The organism is Paenibacillus sp. 11B (assembly GCF_030487755.1).
Taxonomy (GTDB): Bacteria; Bacillota; Bacilli; order Paenibacillales; family Paenibacillaceae; genus Paenibacillus; species Paenibacillus vandeheii.
Genome location: NZ_JAUKNS010000002.1, coordinates 914,349 through 933,589, shown reverse-complemented (window position 1 = coordinate 933,589; position 19,241 = coordinate 914,349). Strand labels below are relative to the sequence as shown.

At 46.5% G+C, this 19,241-nt stretch carries 17 protein-coding genes; all 17 read left to right on the top strand.

From position 1 onward, the window contains the following. Nucleotides 1-62: 62 nt before the first annotated feature. The 17 genes from Q0V21_RS12625 to Q0V21_RS12545 all read left to right on the top strand — a co-directional run bounded on the left by Q0V21_RS12625 (nucleotide 63) and on the right by Q0V21_RS12545 (nucleotide 19,191). Nucleotides 63-1,040 (top strand): polysaccharide deacetylase family protein, encoded by a 978-nt coding sequence (locus Q0V21_RS12625; RefSeq protein WP_301879552.1) that lies wholly within the window; start codon nucleotides 63-65, stop codon nucleotides 1,038-1,040. A gap of 98 nt (nucleotides 1,041-1,138) precedes the next feature. Continuing rightward, nucleotides 1,139-2,422, top strand: a complete 1,284-nt coding sequence (locus tag Q0V21_RS12620) for a M16 family metallopeptidase (protein ID WP_301879223.1) — start codon at nucleotides 1,139-1,141, stop codon at nucleotides 2,420-2,422. Continuing rightward, nucleotides 2,382-2,828: a dUTP diphosphatase gene (gene dut / locus Q0V21_RS12615; protein ID WP_024630267.1), complete on the top strand. Its 447-nt coding sequence runs from the start codon at nucleotides 2,382-2,384 to the stop codon at nucleotides 2,826-2,828. Before Q0V21_RS12620 ends, dut begins: the two co-directional genes overlap by 41 nt. Nucleotides 2,829-3,054: 226 nt before the next feature. Continuing rightward, nucleotides 3,055-3,954 carry a dipicolinate synthase subunit DpsA gene (dpsA, locus tag Q0V21_RS12610; protein ID WP_079346921.1) on the top strand — a complete coding sequence of 300 codons (900 nt, stop codon included), beginning with the start codon at nucleotides 3,055-3,057 and terminating at the stop codon, nucleotides 3,952-3,954. Then, entirely contained in the window at nucleotides 3,951-4,547 is a 597-nt protein-coding gene (locus Q0V21_RS12605) for a dipicolinate synthase subunit B (RefSeq protein WP_024630269.1), read from the top strand. The genes dpsA and Q0V21_RS12605 overlap by 4 nt, the downstream gene beginning before the upstream one ends. A 420-nt stretch (nucleotides 4,548-4,967) precedes the next feature. After that, the gene (dapG, locus tag Q0V21_RS12600; RefSeq protein ID WP_301879221.1) at nucleotides 4,968-6,185 is read left to right on the top strand and encodes an aspartate kinase; all 1,218 of its coding nucleotides are present in this window, start codon (nucleotides 4,968-4,970) and stop codon (nucleotides 6,183-6,185) included. A gap of 47 nt (nucleotides 6,186-6,232) precedes the next feature. After that, nucleotides 6,233-7,111, top strand: coding sequence for a 4-hydroxy-tetrahydrodipicolinate synthase (gene dapA, locus Q0V21_RS12595; protein ID WP_301879220.1), 879 nt, complete (start codon nucleotides 6,233-6,235; stop codon nucleotides 7,109-7,111). Nucleotides 7,112-7,585: 474 nt separating this feature from the next. After that, nucleotides 7,586-9,265 (top strand): ribonuclease J, encoded by a 1,680-nt coding sequence (locus Q0V21_RS12590; protein ID WP_024630273.1) that lies wholly within the window; start codon nucleotides 7,586-7,588, stop codon nucleotides 9,263-9,265. Between the two features lie 224 nt (nucleotides 9,266-9,489). Next, the gene (locus Q0V21_RS12585; RefSeq protein WP_179132694.1) at nucleotides 9,490-10,263 is read left to right on the top strand and encodes a ClpP family protease; all 774 of its coding nucleotides are present in this window, start codon (nucleotides 9,490-9,492) and stop codon (nucleotides 10,261-10,263) included. Further along, the gene (locus Q0V21_RS12580) at nucleotides 10,260-10,490 is read left to right on the top strand and encodes a YlzJ-like family protein (RefSeq protein ID WP_024630275.1); all 231 of its coding nucleotides are present in this window, start codon (nucleotides 10,260-10,262) and stop codon (nucleotides 10,488-10,490) included. The genes Q0V21_RS12585 and Q0V21_RS12580 overlap by 4 nt, the downstream gene beginning before the upstream one ends. A gap of 90 nt (nucleotides 10,491-10,580) precedes the next feature. After that, a complete protein-coding gene (locus Q0V21_RS12575) occupies nucleotides 10,581-13,307 on the top strand; it encodes an FtsK/SpoIIIE family DNA translocase (protein ID WP_301879219.1) in 2,727 nt (908 codons plus the stop codon). 188 nt (nucleotides 13,308-13,495) lie between these two features. Then, on the top strand, nucleotides 13,496-14,326 hold the full coding sequence (gene sleB / locus Q0V21_RS12570; protein WP_024630277.1) for a spore cortex-lytic enzyme: 831 nt from the start codon (nucleotides 13,496-13,498) through the stop codon (nucleotides 14,324-14,326). A 126-nt stretch (nucleotides 14,327-14,452) separates the two neighbouring features. Beyond that, the gene (gene yfmF, locus Q0V21_RS12565; RefSeq protein ID WP_285079481.1) at nucleotides 14,453-15,733 is read left to right on the top strand and encodes an EF-P 5-aminopentanol modification-associated protein YfmF; all 1,281 of its coding nucleotides are present in this window, start codon (nucleotides 14,453-14,455) and stop codon (nucleotides 15,731-15,733) included. A gap of 3 nt (nucleotides 15,734-15,736) precedes the next feature. Continuing rightward, nucleotides 15,737-17,017, top strand: a complete 1,281-nt coding sequence (gene yfmH / locus Q0V21_RS12560) for an EF-P 5-aminopentanol modification-associated protein YfmH (protein ID WP_301879216.1) — start codon at nucleotides 15,737-15,739, stop codon at nucleotides 17,015-17,017. A gap of 1 nt (nucleotide 17,018) precedes the next feature. Next, nucleotides 17,019-17,789: an elongation factor P 5-aminopentanone reductase gene (gene ymfI / locus Q0V21_RS12555; RefSeq protein WP_094936462.1), complete on the top strand. Its 771-nt coding sequence runs from the start codon at nucleotides 17,019-17,021 to the stop codon at nucleotides 17,787-17,789. 172 nt (nucleotides 17,790-17,961) lie between these two features. Further along, the gene (locus Q0V21_RS12550) at nucleotides 17,962-18,225 is read left to right on the top strand and encodes a DUF3243 domain-containing protein (protein ID WP_024630281.1); all 264 of its coding nucleotides are present in this window, start codon (nucleotides 17,962-17,964) and stop codon (nucleotides 18,223-18,225) included. A 198-nt stretch (nucleotides 18,226-18,423) separates the two neighbouring features. Then, a complete protein-coding gene (locus Q0V21_RS12545) occupies nucleotides 18,424-19,191 on the top strand; it encodes a DUF3388 domain-containing protein (RefSeq protein WP_301249663.1) in 768 nt (255 codons plus the stop codon). Nucleotides 19,192-19,241: the final 50 nt, after the last annotated feature.

Genomic DNA, 19,241 nt, shown 5'->3' with positions numbered 1-19,241 from the left:
TTGTCCTCATATGATGGGGACAAAGACGGCGGGAGGATGGAGCTGTGAAAAACCAATCCAAAATGCTGGCGGCTGTCATGGTAGGTATGGCAGCTGTCATAATGGTCGGACAAGTGGGCAGTGTACGTACATACATTACGGAAATTCGTGATGGGCCAGGCACGCAAAATGCATTTGATATGTTTAAAGAGGCAACCGGAGAAGATCAGCTGTTGTCGGCGATCCGGGATAAAGCAGCCGAAACGAAAATCGCTCCGGTAAATGCCAGAGTGGATCGGGTTTGGAAAGCGATACCCGGGTATAACGGGATAGAGATCGATGTGGAGGCCACGTATCGCAAGGCGCTTGGTGGGACGCTGAATACGAAGATAGCATATGTCTATCGGCAGACTGAACCTGAAATTCAGCTTAAAGATTTGGGTGCACACCCGATTTATCGGGGAAATCCCGAAAAACCCATGGTATCATTTATGATAAATGTAGCATGGGGCAATGAATTCATTATCCCGATGCTAGATACGCTTGATGCTGAAAAAGTCAAAGCTACTTTTTTTCTGGATGGCAGCTGGCTGAGCAAAAACGAGGAACTGGCCAAAGAAATCCAAAAGCGTGGACATGAGTTATCGAATCACGCATACTCACATCCGAACATGAGTCGGTTGAGTACGGAGCGGGCCAAGTTGGAAATCAGTAAAACCGAGGATCTGCTCAAAGAAAAGTTGGGTGTGCAGAACCACTGGTTTGCTCCGCCATCCGGTGATTTTAATCAACAAACAGTCGACATTGCTTCCGGGATGGGACTGCAAACGGTACTTTGGACTCTGGATACCGTGGATTGGCGCAAACCGAGTTCTGATTCTGTTGTAGCCAAGATCGCCAAAAACGTGGAAGCCGGCACATTAATTCTAATGCATCCTACGGCTGCTTCTTCAGGAGCTCTAAAAGGAATGATTGATTCCATACGGGCCAAGGGTTTGACGCTTGGAACCGTTAGTCAAACGTTGTCATCCGAGCGGTTGAAGGGTTCAGCGGTTGAGTGAATGATGTTTTTTTGTTAATATCAAACAGTTGGAACCAAATGTCGATTTCGATCTCGCGTTGAAATCTAGGCAATTATAGAGATGTAGGAGGGCCAACCGTGAAAAAAATTCAGCTGGGCAATGGCCTCAGAGTTGTTATGGAACAGATCCCGACCTGTCGTTCCGTGTCATTTGGAATATGGGTCAAGACAGGTTCTCGTAATGAGCAGCCTGCAAACAACGGAGTATCCCATTTTATTGAGCACATGTTGTTCAAGGGAACGGATCGTTATGATGCCAAGGCGATTGCGGAGCAGTTCGATGCAATTGGTGGTAACGTCAATGCGTTCACTTCGAAAGAATACACTTGTTATTACGCCAAAGTATTGGATGAACATCTGCCAATAGCAGTGGATGTGTTGTCGGATATGTTCTTCCGCTCCAAAATGGATGATGGTGAATTGCTCAAGGAGAAAAACGTCATTCTGGAAGAGATATCGATGTATGAGGATACGCCGGATGACATGGTCCATGATCTTATGGCTTTGGCTGCTTATGGTGAGCATCCGCTGGCTTATCCGATTCTGGGTACCGAAGAGCGCCTCAAGGCGATGGACTCCAGCCATCTGCGTGCATATATGAAAGAGCACTATACGATTGAGAATACCGTTATTAGTATCGCTGGTAATATTGATGACAGTGTAATCGATTTGATGGAAAAGCATTTTGGTGCTTTTGATATCAACGGTGTAGCTGAACAAGTCACGCTACCTGCGTTCCAGAGCGGACAACTCTTTCATAAAAAGAAAACGGAACAAAATCACATCTGTATCTCGTTCCCGGGATGTAAAATTGGAGATCCGCTTCAGTTCGCTATGGTCGTGCTGAACAATGCGATAGGCGGAGGAATGAGCTCCAGACTGTTCCAGGAAATTCGGGAGAAACGTGGTCTGGCTTACTCCGTTTATTCGTATCATAGTTCGCATGCCGATAGTGGACTCTTCACCATATATGCAGGTACAGCCCCGAAACAGACGAAGGAAGTGCTGGATCTGACCAAAGAGGTCCTGCATGATCTGGCTGTAAATGGTTTATCTGAAGATGAGCTGCGCAAAGGAAAAGAACAGCTGAAAGGCAGTCTGATCCTCAGTTTGGAAAGCACAGGCAGCCGAATGAACCGCCTGGGCAAAAACGAGCTGATGCTGGGCAGACACCATACGCTGGACGAAATGATTGCTAAAATTGAAGAAGTGACGATGGACGATGTTAATGCTGTGCTGGACCTGATGTTTGCTGAGCCGTTTGCGCTCGCTATGGTCGGTGCTTCGGATCGTACGATCGCTGGATTAAGAAGGGATGATTTTGTTGCATTACGTTCAAATTCAAAAGTTACCGGGCAATGAAGATATTAAATTGCCTCAAAAAATGTCAGAGCTGGCCTCCGGCTTTGATGTAGTTGCGGCATTGCAGGAAGAGGTAGTGCTGCAGCCGGGTCAGCGTACTTTGATTCCTACGGGACTCGCAATGGCGATGCCAGCTGGATTGGAGGCACAGATTCGCCCTCGCAGCGGACTGGCTTTCAAACACGGGATTACCTGTCTGAACACACCAGGCACCATTGATGCCGATTATCGGGGTGAAGTTAAGGTTCTTTTGATCAACCTGGGTCAGGAGCCATTCACAATTGTTCGTGGGGAGCGTATTGCCCAAATCGTCTTTCAAACCGTTCCAGCAGTTGAATTAACAGAGGTAGCTGAACTATCGGAAACGGTACGTGGAGAAGGCGGATTTGGTCATACCGGTAAATAATGGTTCCGAGATATAGCTGGTTCGGCGCATATGATGTAAAAAGAGTTTCATAATTTAATTTACTGAGCTTGCTCTGGAAGAGTCGTCCCCAATGGGGGCGGCTCTTTTTTTCTGTTTTGAACGTTAGAGGATATGTTTCTTTGGATGCTTGAATTTAATTGTTTCACCCCGCTGTGGGCCACTGCATACGATAAGGCATACATGTGGTGAAAGGAGTGACGTCCCGATGCTGACCGGTGTCCGGATTATAGTCATGGGCGGAGATGCACGGCAGCTTGAAGTCATTCAAAAGTGCGCAGAGCTGGATGCTACGGTAAGCGTGGTGGGCTTCGATAAGCTGGAGTATTCCATTCCGGGTATTGAACATCAGGAGTTGGAGGACGATGTATTTGCTTCGGCAGATGTACTGGTGCTTCCTGTAGTTGGGTGTGATGATCAGGGAAAAGTGAGTACTTCGTTCAGTAATACTTCAATTTTTTTGAAAAAGGAACATATTGCGGCATTGCCGGAGCATTGTATTGTGTTCACTGGCATGGCGAAGCCTTTTTTACGTGATCTATGCCGGGAAAATGGTCTGCGGCTTGTTGAAGTACTTGATCGTGATGATATCGCGCTCTACAACTCCATTCCGACAGCCGAAGGCGCCATTGGCATGGCGATTCAGGAGACGGACTTCACGATCCACGGCTCGGAATGCATTGTGCTCGGCTTGGGTCGAACAGGTTTCACAATGGCCAAAACGCTTCAGGGACTTGGAGCAAAAGTACGGGTGGGAATCAGGCGTGAAGAGGATGCTGCTCGAGCAGCGATAATGGGCTGGAAGCCTTTCATGACAACGGATTTGGCCGCTCAAACCGGGGATGTTGACTTGCTTTTTAATACGATACCGACTATGATAATCACAGCACAAATCCTGTCCAAAATGCCGCAAAAAGCAGTCATTATCGACCTCGCATCCGCTCCTGGCGGCTGTGATTTCAGGTATGCCGAAAAACGCGGTATCAAAGCGCTGCTTGCGCCTGGCCTCCCCGGCATTGTTGCTCCCAAAACGGCTGGCGGCATTATTGCCGACGTTTTAATCCGTTTGCTTTTGGAAGAACAAAACGCACGGGAGGTTGAACAATGAACTGGCAGGGAAAAACGGTAGGTTACGCAATTACAGGTTCTCATTGTACGTTTGAAGAGGTTATGCCGGTGATTAGCCGCTTTGTAGCCGAAGGAGCCAATGTTGTCCCGATTATTTCCAATTCGGTTCTGACTACGGATACACGCTTCGGGACCGCGCAAAATTGGCAAAAACAGTTGAAAGATATAACGGGGAATGATATCATTTCTACAATTGTTGAGGCAGAGCCGTTAGGTCCTTCCAAGTTGCTTGATGTGCTCGTAATTGCTCCATGCACAGGCAACACGACGAGTAAGCTGGCTAACGCGATGACGGACAGTCCGGTTTTAATGGCAGCCAAAGCCCAGATGCGAAATCAGCGTCCGCTGGTACTCGCTATTTCCACAAATGACGGTCTTGGGTTGAATGCTGCGAACATCGCCAAGCTGCTTGTGGCCAAATATCTGTATTTCGTGCCCTTTGGGCAGGATGACCCGGTGAAAAAACCAAACTCGTTAGTGGCTAAAATGGAGCTCATTCCGGAGGCATGCTGGAGCGCGCTTGAAGGCAAACAGTTGCAGCCAATGATTGTGCAGCGTTCTGCACAGGCTTAATAGTTTCTTAGGTCCAACGTAACATGTTTTCAGACATGATTCTGTACAGACTTAGTTACGGGGATAACGGTTATACGCTTGAAGAAATGAAGATGGTTCGAGAGACAAAGAAAATCATGGGGACGTTATGCTGGCATGAACAGCTACCTGTGCCCACGTTCCTTTCATCAAAAGGGCAATCCTGCTTGCAAACGATTAGGTCAGGCAAGCGGGATGAGTGCACGGGAAACGTGTGCGTCATGATCTCGATAACAACCGCGGCCTTCATTTGGGGATGGTTACACAAAATCTCCAAAGAGGAGCGGCATGAAATGCCGTATAAATTGCTGAAATTATCGCATCGGAACGCTCCCTAGGGTGATCCATTTGTTGAATTGACCCGTGTCCAGTCTTCTTGCGTACACAAATGGAGGAATAAAGATGCGCATCATGGTACAGAAATTCGGAGGTACGTCTCTCTCTACCGTTCAGGCGAGAGAGCATGTGCTCCGTCATGTTAAACGTGAACTTGAAGCAGGTTTGAGTCTGGTCATCGTTGTGTCAGCGATGGGTCGCCGCGGCGATCCTTATGCTACGGATACGCTACTGGATTGGACTGCACAGAACGGAAATGCACTATCTGCACGCGAAAAGGATTTACTGCTGTGCTGTGGTGAAATTATATCTGCGACGACTTTGAGCAGTTTGCTTGAACATGAAGGCATTCCAACTACAGTGCTGACCGGTGCACAAGCAGGTTTTGTGACGGACGACAATTTCGGGAATGCCCGAATTTTGGATGTCCGTCCTGTTCGTGTGCTGGAGCAGCTTCAGGTTGGGCGTGTTGTCATTGTTACAGGGTTCCAGGGGCAGACTGAGAACGGTGACTTTACGACACTTGGTCGTGGGGGAAGCGATACGTCGGCAACAGCTCTTGGTGCAGCATTACAAGCTGAGATGGTGGACATATACACGGATGTAAATGGGATATTGACAGCAGATCCACGGATCGTGGAAGATGCTCGCCCGTTAACTGTTGTGAGCTATGCCGAGATATGTAATATGGCTCATCAAGGGGCCAAGGTAATTCATCCACGTGCAGTCGAGATTGCAATGCAATCCCAGATTCCAGTGCGTGTACGGTCTACCTTTGCTGATAGCGAAGGGACGCTGGTTACGCATCCAGAAGGATTCCAGGACGTGCAGACAGGCATAATTGACCGATATGTAACAGGGATTGCTTATGTAAGTAATGTTACGCAAATAACGGTGGAAGTGCCGGGCGGTGCAGATCGTTTACAGCTGAAAGTGTTCAAAACGATGGCAGAGAACTCAATTAGCGTAGATTTTATTAATGTTACCCCCTTGGGAGTTGTCTATACCGTTTTCGATAGTGATTCCGAGAAAGCTATACAGGTACTGCAGGAAATTGGTCTTAAACCGCAAAGTCTTTCCGGTTGCGCCAAAGTTTCCGTCATTGGTGGAGGTATTAACGGAGTGCCAGGCATTATGGCACGGATCGTGGAATCCCTGACACTGGCAGATATCCAGATCCTGCAATCTGCAGATTCCAATACAACGATTTGGGTACTTGTGAAAAAAGAAGATATGGTTCAAGCTCTGAGGGCACTTCACGCCTCATTCGAACTTCACTTGTAGGGAGGCCGAAGTCAGCGAGCCGGACCTGTTTTGAAGGAGGAATCGAATTGGACTTTGGAAGATTGATTACAGCAATGGTCACTCCGTTCAACGAACAAGGGGGGATCCATTGGGAGGAAACTGCACGTCTGATTGACTATTTGATTGAAGATCAGAAGTCTGAGACGCTCGTTGTTTCAGGAACAACTGGAGAATCTCCCACGCTAAGCGACAAAGAAAAAATAGAGCTATTCGAATTCGCAGTAAAACATGCGGCTGGACGGTGCAAAATTATTGCCGGAACAGGTAGCAATAACACCGCCCATTCAATCCATCTGACTCAGGACGCTGAACGTGCTGGCGTAGATGGCGTTTTGCTGGTTGTTCCTTATTACAACAAACCAAGTCAAGAGGGAATGTATAGACATTTTGAAGCGATCGCTAACGCAACGAAACTACCAATTATGTTATATAACGTTCCTGGGCGTACCGCAGCCAGTCTTTCGGCTGCAACAACGCTTCGTTTGGCTCAGATTCCTAACATTGTAGCTACGAAGGAATGTGTATCTTTGGAGCAAGTCACGCAGATTTCTGCGGGGGCACCGGAACATTTTAAGGTGTATTCCGGTGATGACGCTGCTGGCTTGCCTGCCATAGCTGTAGGCGCTTATGGGATTGTTAGCGTTGCGAGTCATGTGGTAGGCGCTGAGATGAAACAAATGATTGATGCCTTCTTCGGTGGAGCGCCTGTACAGGCGGCTCAGATTCATCAGAAGTTGTTTCCGGTGTTCAAAGGCCTATTCGAGTGCCCGCAGCCTTTACCGAACCCTGTGGCGGTGAAATACGCTCTTACATTGCGAGGTCTGAACGTAGGATCCGTACGCCTTCCGCTTATTGCCCCAACAGAGGATGAGCAAGAGTTTATTCGTAGGCTGTTAAACGAGTAAGCATGCGGATATGGAACTAAAATTGTTAACTTTTATAAACTATAAAAATGACAGAAGAACCGCTCCGCGTTAAGAGGAGGCGGTTCTTTTTTTTGACGACAATTGTTAGGTTTCTTTTCACAACTGTGGGTAAACGTAGGGGTTAACGAGAGAGTGACTTGTTTTTTTTGTTTTTAATCATGTATAATGATGTCAAGTGACTGGGTGCGGTATTTTTTTGAAATTGAAAGCGACATCGTTTCTTGGTGTGGCTTTGTGGTGAAAAAGGAAGGAACGGCTAAGAAGGATCATTTCAGAATCCATCTTGTGGGTGAAGGGGAATAACTTCGAAGAACTTCTTCCAAATATCGTGAATAAAGGTGCTCTTTTGCATTCATCCCTATTTACGGGCATGGGTGTGATGGACTGCTTTTCTTAACTTACAATAAAATAATAAGGTACGACGTCCAACTACCATAGGAGGTTTAGATTCATTTGTCTAAGAAAAATAACAACGATAAACTGATGATTTTTGCTTTGGGCGGCGTAGGCGAGATTGGTAAAAATATGTACGTCATCCAATACGCGAACGACATTGTAGTCGTAGATGCTGGTCTTAAATTCCCGGAAGAAGATATGCTTGGAATCGACATTGTCATTCCTGACATTTCTTATCTGACTGAAAACCGTGACAAAGTAAGAGGGATTATTTTGACTCACGGACATGAGGATCATATCGGTGGTCTGCCATATGTTCTGAAACACTTGAATGTTCCGGTATACGGAACAAGGCTGACTCTCGGACTTGTGGAGAACAAGCTGAAAGAAGCCAATTTGCTGGGTGAAACAAAGCGCATCCTGATTGATGCGGATTCCGAGATTCAACTCGGCTCTGTATTAAAAGCAACGTTCTTCGCTACTAACCATAGTATTCCGGATTCCGTCGGCGTATGTGTCGAAACACCGGAAGGCGCAGTTGTTCATACAGGTGACTTCAAATTTGACCACACTCCAGTCAATGGTCAGTATGCAGATCTCCAGCGTATGGCTCAGATCGGAACGAATGGCGTACTTGCCCTCTTGTCCGATAGTACCAACGCAGAGAAACCTGGATTTACACCTTCGGAGAAAAATGTGGGTATCGTTCTGGAAGACATCTTCCGCAAAGCAAGCCAACGTGTCGTTGTAGCAACATTTGCTTCCAACGTACACCGGATTCAACAGGTTATCAATGCAGCTGAAGTAACTGGACGTAAAGTCGCAGTTATTGGACGCAGTATGGTAAATGTGGTGGGCATTGCTTCTGAACTGGGTTACCTTGAGATTCCAGACGGCATGATCATTGAGCCGGAAGAAGTAGGCAAAATGGCTGCTGACCGTGTAGTAATTCTCTGCACAGGTAGCCAAGGCGAGCCGATGTCAGCGTTGACACGTATGGCTCGTTCCACTCACCGTAAGGTAGATATTCTACCTGGAGACACCGTAATTATCGCAGCAACACCAGTTCCAGGTAATGAGAAATATGTAGGCCGTACGATTGACGAACTGTTCCGTTTGGGTGCCAACGTGCATTACAGCGGTGCAAACAGTGGCGTTCACGTATCTGGTCACGGTAGCCAGGAAGAGCTGAAACTGATGCTTAACCTGATGAAACCGAAATATTTCCTGCCGATTCACGGTGAATTCCGTATGCAGCGCCGCCACGCGGTACTGGCTGAATCTGTAGGCATTGATCCAGATAACATTTTCATTACGGATATCGGTGAAGTGGTTGAAATTCAAGGCGGAGCCGCTCGTAAGGCAGGTAAAGTTACTGCAGGTAACGTGTTGATCGACGGTTTGGGTGTAGGCGATGTAGGTAACATCGTATTGCGTGACCGTAAATTGCTGTCGCAGGATGGTATTCTGGTTGTCGTGGTAACGCTGAGCAAACAGGATGGCAAAATTGTTTCCGGTCCGGACATTATCTCTCGTGGATTTGTCTATGTACGCGAATCGGAAGGACTGCTTGATGAAGCCAATCGCATCGTCAGCAGCACATTGCAGAAGTTGATGAGTGAGAACGTTAACGAATGGGCTTCACTCAAAACGAATGTTAAAGATGCACTCGGACGCTTCTTGTATGAGCAAACTCGTCGTAGACCGATGATTTTGCCTATCATTATGGAAGTTTAAAATAAATCAAACAAAACAAAACAAAACATAAATTCAGGCACACAGTCGCCCCTTCTCTACGAGTAATATTGGACGGTTCCTCGTAGAGAAGGGGCTTTTTTTGTTGTTTTCTGGTTCTACACCAGATTAAGGAGAAATTGATGAGTAATCGGGTATAAGTCAGCTGGAACATTCCCCATACTAAGGAAATACATTACATGTTTCTGGAGAAGGGGAGTAATCGAATGAGCGAATACATGAAAAACAAGCAAACACCTAAATCGGAACAACCGAGCATCGAGGCACCAGAAGTACCTGCACAAGAGGAAAAGACCATGTCTCCTGTAACGGAAGCCATTCAGCAATTTGGACAGACGCAGTCCCCCGCAGCTGAATCGAACATCTACTGCATGACCATCATCGGTCAGGTGGAAGGACATTTAATTTTACCTCCGCAAAACAAAACAACAAAGTATGAACATATCATTCCACAGCTGGTTGCAGCAGAGCAGAACCAGCGAATTGAAGGCATTCTGATCATTTTAAACACGGTAGGCGGAGATGTGGAGGCGGGCTTGGCTATTGCTGAAATGATTGCTTCACTCAGTAAACCTACAGTTACGGTCGTCATTGGAGGAGGGCATAGCATCGGAGTTCCGATCGCGGTTGCCTCAACCTATTCGCTAATCGCGGGTAGTGCAACAATGACCATTCATCCGATCCGCATGAACGGACTCGTTATTGGTGTGCCTCAGACGTTTGAGTACATGGAGAAGATGCAGGAACGTGTTGTCAGATTTGTTACGTCGCACTCGAATATCTCTGAAGAAATGTTCAAGGAACTGATGTTTAAGACAGGCGAACTCAACCGGGATATCGGAACAGCTGTGGGAAGTGCTGATGCGGTCAAATACGGATTGATGGATGCCGTAGGCGGGATTGGTCAGGCCATTGCCCAGTTGAATCAGCTCATCGGAGACAAGAGACAGACGCTGCAGGCAGGGGGCTATACCCAATGACACTCTACACAGTGATGCCACCTGAACTACTATGGTCAGGGATGTGGAATGAGGGAGAAGACACCCGGGAGATCAAGATGAATGGGTTATTGATGCAGGTCAGACCTGTTAATGAACATGAGGCTGTCATTGTACGTTTACTTGAATGCCCCTTGGAAGCTTATCTGAATCCCGCCAATATGCCCGGATCTATCGTTCCGCTTTCGGGTAACCCGGGACCAACATAACACGACGAAATGAGACAAATTGAGCAGAAAAAGAACATATGTACGGATTATATTTGTATGGTATAATATTCTTCTGGGGGTGACCTGATTTTGGCCAGAAGAAAAAAGAGGAAAAAAAAGGCCGCAGCGTTTAGCGGCGTTTTAAAATATGAAATTTACGGCATTGTGCTTATAACCCTTGCCGTCATCGCTTTGTCGGGTGAAGCAACCGTAGGACGATCGCTTTCCAAGATGTTTGGATTAATGCTTGGGAAGTTTTATTTTGCGATTCCGCTTATAGGGATCTATTATGGCTTAATGGTGATGATTCATCGAAAATGGCCAAGCGGCTGGACAACGCGCAAGACAGGGCTCGTATTGCTGGTGTTCGCCTTAACCCTGATGAGCACCGTCTCTGCCATGCACCAGAAGCTTATACCGGTTGGAGCTCTTGAGCCTGGTGCTGTACTTACACAGATACATAATGATATGCAAACCGAGCTGCTCACGCCTGCTGCGCCAGGCGAAAGGGATTCCATGCTCAATAAGGACATTAGCGGCGGTTATATCGGAGCGGCGCAATTTGCCTTGTTCTTGTGGTTGTTTGGCAGCTTGGGTGCACGTTTGATTATGATCGTCATGTTCATTATCAGTTTCATGCTGATTACCAATCTTTCTTATGTCGATCTGATCCGCATTTTCAGAACGAAGATATGGGATGCAGGAAGTGCGATGTACAAAAGGCTGGAGGCTAGACCGGCAACTCGTACCGCTTCAAGCTCTGCGGGCAAGAAAAGTGGGAATGTCCGTAAAGTGGTGCCTGTTCCAGTAGTGGACGACGAGGAAGATGATGACGATGAAATGCATGATCAGCAGCTACCGAAACGAAAATCACCTATATTTTTCCAATTATTTGGAAAATGGGGTTCTGATCGGGAACGGATGAAGGCTGAGCGTGAGTTGGATCAGGATGATTCTTCAGACACGGAACATGTTGTCTACCGAGCAGAGCAGGAAAACCTTGCAGATGCATGGCAAGACGGGCCAATCACCGCATCTGATACAACGGCTCCAGCAGCTGTTGCTGTGCAATCAAGATCTAGTTCAGCTCCAATTATCCGTGACTTCTTTGAACACGTCAGAGCAGAGGATGCGAGTAAAGATGATGATCTGGATGATGCGTATCCTTTTCCAGAGGATCTAACGGCTAATATGCAGGGAGAAGAGCTTCCAATCAAGGTTTCAGATGAAATACTGGATACTAATGAGTGGGCTGAAACCGCGAATGCTGGAGCAGATGTGATGGATGCTGTGGACGGTATTTCAGACGTTGAGTCTACGTTGAGCAATGCGGCTCAAGGTTCGGATACGGAGGGGCAGGAAGTGCAACCTGTTAAGCCACCACCACCTCCGAAACCTTATAAGCTTCCGTCGTTCCGACTTCTTTCCAAGCCCAATAATGGAGGCAAGAGTGGCGACCAGAAGGATTATATGCAGACTGCTCGCAAGCTGGAAGCAACGCTGGAAAGCTTCGGTGTTCGCGCCAAAGTTCTTGAAGTGGTCAGAGGACCTGCTGTTACACGATATGAGATCCAACCGGATATAGGAGTGAAGGTCAGCAGAATTGTAAGCCTGACAGACGATATTGCTTTAGCCCTGGCGGCAAAGGATATCCGGATGGAAGCACCTATTCCCGGCAAATCTGCTATAGGTATTGAGGTGCCTAATGGAGAGGTATCCGTTGTAACGATGCGGGAGGTCATGGAGACAGCCACATTCCAGGATGCCGAATCCAAAGTGACTATCGCATTTGGACGAGATATCTCCGGACAGACGATTATCGGTAATCTGGCTCGTATGCCCCATTTGCTGGTTGCTGGTGCGACGGGTTCAGGTAAATCCGTATGTATTAACGGAATTATTACCAGCATCCTGTACAAAGCGAAGCCGGATGAAGTGAAATTTCTGATGGTCGATCCCAAAATGGTCGAGCTGAACGTATATAACGGTATTCCGCATTTGATGGCACCTGTCGTAACCGATCCCAAAAGAGCTTCACTTGCTCTCAAAAAGATTGTCGTTGAGATGGAGAAAAGGTATGAGCTGTTCTCCAAATCGGGTACACGTAACGTTGAAGGGTACAACAATCTCATGAAGGACAATCCAGCCGCAGTGTTGCCTTATATCGTTGTTATCGTGGACGAGCTGGCAGACCTTATGATGGTTGCCGCAGGTGATGTGGAAGACGCGATTGCCCGATTGGCTCAGATGGCACGTGCCGCCGGTATCCATTTGATTATTGCCACTCAGCGTCCTTCTGTAGATGTTATTACAGGTGTAATTAAAGCCAACATCCCGTCCCGGATTGCCTTCGGTGTATCCTCTCAAGTGGATTCCCGAACGATTCTGGATATGGGTGGGGCCGAGAAACTGCTGGGTCGTGGAGATATGCTGTTCATGCCAATGGGAGCTTCGAAGCCGGTTCGTGTACAAGGCGCTTTCATGAGTGATGAGGAAGTTGAAAATATCGTGAATTACGTGCGTGGCCAAGGTGAAGCACAGTATGACGAATCCATTGTGCCTGAGGTGGATGATTCCGTTCAGGCAGCAGATGAAGTACAGGATGAGTTATATGAACAGGCGGTGCAGATTATTTTGGAGGCAAAGCAAGCCTCGGTCTCTCTGCTGCAGCGTCGAATGCGGGTCGGTTATACACGTGCAGCACGTTTGATTGACTCCATGGAAGCCCGAGGCGTGATTGGTCCTTACGAGGGGAGCAAACCAAGGGAAGTATTGATCTCGCTGGAGCAGTATCAACAGAATAAAATAAGCTCGTAATCCACAGCGGATGCAAGCGAGTTTAAGCCCTTAACCTTATTGGTTAAGGGCTTTTTGCATGCCATTGGACTAAAGTTTTGCCATGATGTCCAATGATCGTCTGATTTGGTGCATAGGAACGAAGTATGCTTGTCATAATAACCTTAGCGATTCTGTTAATCCCACAAGAGAAAGGTAGAGCTCAGTCGATGCGAAAAATGAACATATGGCTTTTCACTGCTATTTTGCTGATGTCCGCATTGGGAATTCGTTATATGCTTCCTGGGAATACAGCAACCGAAAGTCTAAACCAAAGTACCCCGCAGGTCGAAGAGAAGTCCTTACCCACCTTTAGCACCAATGCTGTGAAATATGGAAGTTATGGCCAAGATGTATATGAGCTTCAAGGCCGACTGAAGTATTTGGGATTTTACAATGGTAAAATTGACAGTAATTTCGGCAGCACCACACTGAAATCGGTAAAATGGTTTCAATCTGAATTCGGGATGAAGGTAGATGGTGTGGTTGGAGCCAAAACCAAGCTGAAACTTTACAATGCTTCAAAACAGTGGTCGCCAACAGAAACGCCGTTGCATAAGGATCAAGGTTCAGGAAATGGTGGCAACAACAACAATACGGCAGACAAAGAGCAGGACAATATGGGCTCAGCCAATTCCATGGGGCTGTCGGAGAACGAAATCAAAATTATGGCTAACGCCGTATATGGTGAATCTCGCGGAGAGCCATTCGAAGGTCAAGTGGCCGTAGCGGCTGTTATTCTGAATCGCGTTAAATCGCCGAGTTTCCCGAACACACCGTCAGGAGTAATTTTCCAGCCAGGTGCATTTACCGCCGTTGCAGACGGCCAGATTTATCTGGAACCGAATGCCCAAGCTAAAAAAGCAGTTGAACAGGCGATAAATGGTTGGGATCCATCCGGTGGATGCCTCTATTATTTTAACCCGAAGACAGCTACATCCAAATGGATCTGGACTCGTCCTCAGGTGAAAACAATCGGGCAGCATATATTCTGTATGTGATGATCTTGGAAGCAACCAGAAGGCGTGACTTCGGTTGCTTCTTGCCTTTTGAATGGGTTAAAATGGTTGTTACGTTTAAGCTTCACTTATTGCACGACAAATGACGCCGTAAAGGGGTTTTGACATTTGAATACATCAGGATTTGAACGAGGAAATCGGAAAGAATTCCGCATACATGTTCTTCCTACAAAGCGGTTTAAGACATATGCGATATCACTTTACGCAGGGGTTCCTCTGCAAGAAGATACGGTTACCAAAGTAGCCTTAACACCTTTCGTACTTCGGCGCGGGACCGAATCCTATCCGGAAACAACGCAATTTCGTGAACAGTTGGAACATTTGTATGGAGCGGGTTTTGGCTTTGATGTTTATAAACGTGGAGATTACCAGATCGTACAGTTCCGTATGGACACCATTAATGATTCCTTTGTTGGCGGGGACGAGCAGTTGCTGGACCGTTCTTTTGCTTTCCTTGGAGAGGTGCTTACACGCCCTGCACAGGAGGATGGACATTTCCGAACCTCTTATGTACATGCTGAGCGGGAGACTGTTCGCAAAATGCTGGAGTCTATCGTCAATGACAAAATGCGTTATGCTGCTGAACGCAGTATTGAGGAGATGTGTAAAAACGAACCTTACCGCTTGCACCCGCTTGGTGAACGCAAAGATTTGCCGGGCATAGATCCAGAAACATTGACAGCTTCGTATCAGGAATGGTTGCAGCAGGCAAGTATGGACTTGTATGTGGTGGGCGACACCACGCTGGAAGAGGTAGAAAGCCTGGTCCAGCGATATTTCAATGTAGACCGTGTGACCTCTTCAGACTATCACACACGGGAAGCGGTTCGTGGAGATAAAGAAGTGCAAACCGTGGTAGAACGGCTTAATGTTAACCAAGGCAAGCTGAATATGGGACTTCGTACGTCAATCACTTATGGTGATCCGCAGTATGCAGCAGCTTTGATGTATAACGGCATTCTCGGAGGATATCCTCATTCCAAGCTGTTTGTTAATGTTCGTGAAAAAGAAAGTCTGGCGTATTATGCCTCTTCCCGTTATGACGGACATAAAGGTATTGCAACGATCCAATCCGGGATTGAAATTCCCAATTACGAAAAAGCGGTCAAAATTATCAAGCAGCAGCTGGATGAAATGAAGAACGGGAATATTACTGATTTGGAAATGTCCCAGACCAAGGCGATGATCCGGAATTTGCTTAGGGAAATGCAGGACTCTGCATTTGAGCTGATCGCTTATGATTTCAATCGGCAGTTGTCCGGCAAAGAGAGAACCGCCGAGGAACTGCTGGCCCAGGTAGAACAGATCAGCAAAGAAAATGTTCGTGAGGCGGCAGAAAAATTCCGTCTGGATACGATTTATTTCTTGCGTGATGAGAAGGAGGAATAGTCGGTGGAGAGCATAACTTACGATCGTTTGCAGGAAACGCTTTATTACGAAGTAATGGATAACGGGCTGCATGTTTATATTTTGCCTAAACCGGGTTTCCAGAAAACATATGCCACATTTGCAACCAAATACGGCTCGGTCGACAATCATTTTCAGGTTGAAGGACAGGAAGAAGTGAAGGTTCCGGACGGGATTGCTCATTTTCTGGAACACAAAATGTTTGAAGAACCAACGGGTGATATTTTTGCCACATTTGCTTCTCATGGAGCGTCTGCCAATGCTTTTACCAGTTTCGACCAGACCGTTTATTTGTTTTCGGCGACGGAACACGTCAATGAAAATATACAAACATTAGTTGATTTTGTGCAAAATCCTTACTTCACCGATCAGAATGTGGAAAAGGAAAAAGGGATTATCGCCCAGGAAATTAATATGTATGCTGATAATCCGGATTGGCGCGTTTATTTTGGCTTGATTGAGGCGATGTATCAGAAACATCCCGTTCACATTGATATCGCCGGAACCGTTGAATCCATTGGCACCATAACCAAAGAAACGTTGTATACGTGCTACAACTCTTTTTATCATCCAAGTAACATGCTTCTGTTTGTCGTGGGTGGAGTAGACCCGCAGGAAGTGCTGGATATGGTTCGTTCGAACCAGGCGGAGAAAAATTATAAGCCTCAAGGTCGAATTGAGCGGATATTTGAACAGGAACCTGAGCAGGTGGGGGAAGCGAGACGTGAATCCAAATTGGCTGTGTCCCTGCCCAAATGTTTGTTTGGTTTCAAGGAAACCGATGTGGGACTTACAGGAGAAGAGCTGTTACGTCGGGATATGACAACCAAATTGATGATGGATTTGCTCTTTGGTTCCAGTACCCCGCTATTTCAAAAACTGTATGATGAAGACCTGATTTCGGACAGCTTTGGACATGAATATAACAGTTCACCGCAATATGCTTTTTCTGCTATTGGCGGGGACACCAAAGACCCGGATCAGCTGCTTGCCCGCATCCGTGAAGAAGTTGATGCTATTGTGGAAAAAGGGTTCGATGCAACCGATTTTGAGCGCGCACGCAAAAAGAAAATAGGTGGATATTTGCGCATGCTTAATTCACCGGAAAACATTGCAAATGAATTCACGCGGCAGCAATTCCGCGGTGGTGATTTTTTCAATATGCTCCCGTTGTATGAATCGCTCACGCTGGAAGAGGTAAACCGCAGATTGAAAGAGCATATTCGTTGGGATCAGCTGGCGATATCGCTTGTCGTGAGTCCTTAATATGGAGAGGGGAACAGGACAATTGAAGCCAATCGGGGAAATGACGGTACTTGTAACAGGCGCTAGCGGAGGCATTGGAGCAGCCATTGCGGAGCGCTTTGCCAAGGTGGGCATGAATGTCGTAATTCACTATATGAAATCGCATGAAGCAGCTAATGAAGCTGCGAGAAGATGTATGGAACAGGGCAGTGGTAAAGTCATGACGGTGTCTGCTGATCTTCGCAGCCGGGAACAGATCGAACGTATGCGTGAGAAGCTGGAATCACATGGGCTGATGCCGGATATTTTGGTGAACAATGCAGGAATATCACATTATGGATTGCTGTCCGATGTTACGGAAGAGATCTGGGATGAAGTCATGGCGATCAACCTGAAAGGCACGTTCTTGTGTACACAGGAAATGATGCCTCACATGATCTCTCAAAGATATGGCCGAATCATTAATGTGTCGTCGATCTGGGGACTGTCAGGTGCCTCTTGTGAAGTGTTGTATTCTACGACCAAAGGCGGTGTAAATGCATTCACCAAAGCTCTTGCCAAAGAGTTGGCTCCCTCTGGAGTGACGGTGAATGCTGTAGCTCCGGGTGCCGTTCAAACATCCATGTTAAACCATCTGGATCAGGATGAACTAAAGATGCTGGAAGAGGAAATTCCTGCAGGAAGACTTGCCCAGCCAGATGAAATCTCATCACTGGTCTACTTCCTTGCACTTCCTGAGTCAGGCTATATTAACGGGCAGATTATAAGTCCAAATGGGGGCTGGCTCACGTAATAACTGAGTCAAATTCAATGTTGATTACTCTTCGGGGTAGTGTACTGATGGAAATTGTTGATTTGAAGCAGATCTTCGATGAATTCAAAAATGCTCGTATATAAAATGGCCGGGAAGCACATATTACAACTGTTGATTTTAAATCTCATGCGTCAGCAAAGGAGGATTTATCATGTCAACTGAAAAAACAGTGCTCTCAAGTTTTGACACATGGAAGAAGTTTTTGGGTGACCGCGTGAAGCAAGCAGAAAAGATGGGGATGAATGAAGAAACCATCAACAAACTTGCATACGAAATTGGTGACTTCCTGGATGAGAAAGTTGATCCAGCGAACCATTCCAACCGGGCATTGAAAGAATTATGGGATGTCGGCGATGCAGATGAGCGTCGTACGATTGCGTGCCTGATGGTCAAATTGGCCAAACAAAACGCATAAGAGTTTCAGATGGAAAGCTCCCGCAAGGGGGCTTTTCTCTAATGATTACAAACGGATTACAGAGCTGTTCTTGTAATTCATTTTCATTTTATATATCATTAACGTGACCCATTTTTAGAAGATATCTCAGATTGTTGTCCAATGGACACGTTCTGATACTGTCGAATAATGTGGAATAATGCTTTACGGGGTGTTTAAATGGAATCTAAACAATGGTATATGGAGTATAAAATACATAAGAACAGACCTGGCCTATTAGGGGATATTGCCTCAATGCTGGGGATGCTTGAAGTAAATATATTGACCATTAACGGTGTTGAAGGCAAAACCCGGGGCATGCTGCTTGAATCGGACGATGACGAGAAAATTCGTCTGCTGGGTGAAATGCTTGGCAAAGTGAACAGCATAACTGTGTCTGCTTTGCGTCAACCGAAACTGGTGGATATTCTGGCTGTACGTCATGGTCGATATATTGATCGTGATTCGGATGATCGCAAGACATTTCGTTTCACTCGGGATGAACTTGGGTTACTTGTGGACTTTTTGGGTGAAGTATTTAAGAGGGAAGGCAATCAAGTTATTGGTTTGCGTGGAATGCCGCGTGTAGGTAAAACGGAATCCATTATTGCAGGCAGCGTATGTGCAATGAAACGGTGGACGTTTGTTTCCTCCACACTTCTTCGTCAGACCATAAGAAGTCAGCTATCCGAGGACGAATTGAACCCAAACAATGTTTTTATCATTGACGGAATTGTGAGTACCATTCGTTCAAGCGAACGTCATTATAATTTGTTACAGGATATCATGACGATGCCTAGCACCAAGGTCATTGAACACCCGGATATTTTTGTTCAGGAGTCCGAATATGATTTTAACGATTTTGACATTATTATTGAACTCCGCAACAGTCCGAATGAAGAAATTATTTATGATACGTTTACGGCCAGCTACACCGACGAACTGTAACGCTCCGTACGGGATCATGAAATAGATAAGCAACAACTATAGAGATAAAC

Bases quoted from the DNA above. Each gene is read 5' to 3' on its own strand.
- Q0V21_RS12545 (WP_301249663.1), top strand. From the start codon at position 18,424: ATGGAATCTAAACAATGGTATATGGAGTATAAAATACATAAGAACAGA.
- sleB (WP_024630277.1), top strand. From the start codon at position 13,496: ATGCGAAAAATGAACATATGGCTTTTCACTGCTATTTTGCTGATGTCC.
- Q0V21_RS12625 (WP_301879552.1), top strand. From the start codon at position 63: ATGCTGGCGGCTGTCATGGTAGGTATGGCAGCTGTCATAATGGTCGGA.
- ymfI (WP_094936462.1), top strand. From the start codon at position 17,019: ATGGAGAGGGGAACAGGACAATTGAAGCCAATCGGGGAAATGACGGTA.
- dpsA (WP_079346921.1), top strand. From the start codon at position 3,055: ATGCTGACCGGTGTCCGGATTATAGTCATGGGCGGAGATGCACGGCAG.
- Q0V21_RS12550 (WP_024630281.1), top strand. From the start codon at position 17,962: ATGTCAACTGAAAAAACAGTGCTCTCAAGTTTTGACACATGGAAGAAG.
- Q0V21_RS12580 (WP_024630275.1), top strand. From the start codon at position 10,260: ATGACACTCTACACAGTGATGCCACCTGAACTACTATGGTCAGGGATG.
- Q0V21_RS12585 (WP_179132694.1), top strand. From the start codon at position 9,490: ATGAGCGAATACATGAAAAACAAGCAAACACCTAAATCGGAACAACCG.
- Q0V21_RS12605 (WP_024630269.1), top strand. From the start codon at position 3,951: ATGAACTGGCAGGGAAAAACGGTAGGTTACGCAATTACAGGTTCTCAT.
- dapG (WP_301879221.1), top strand. From the start codon at position 4,968: ATGCGCATCATGGTACAGAAATTCGGAGGTACGTCTCTCTCTACCGTT.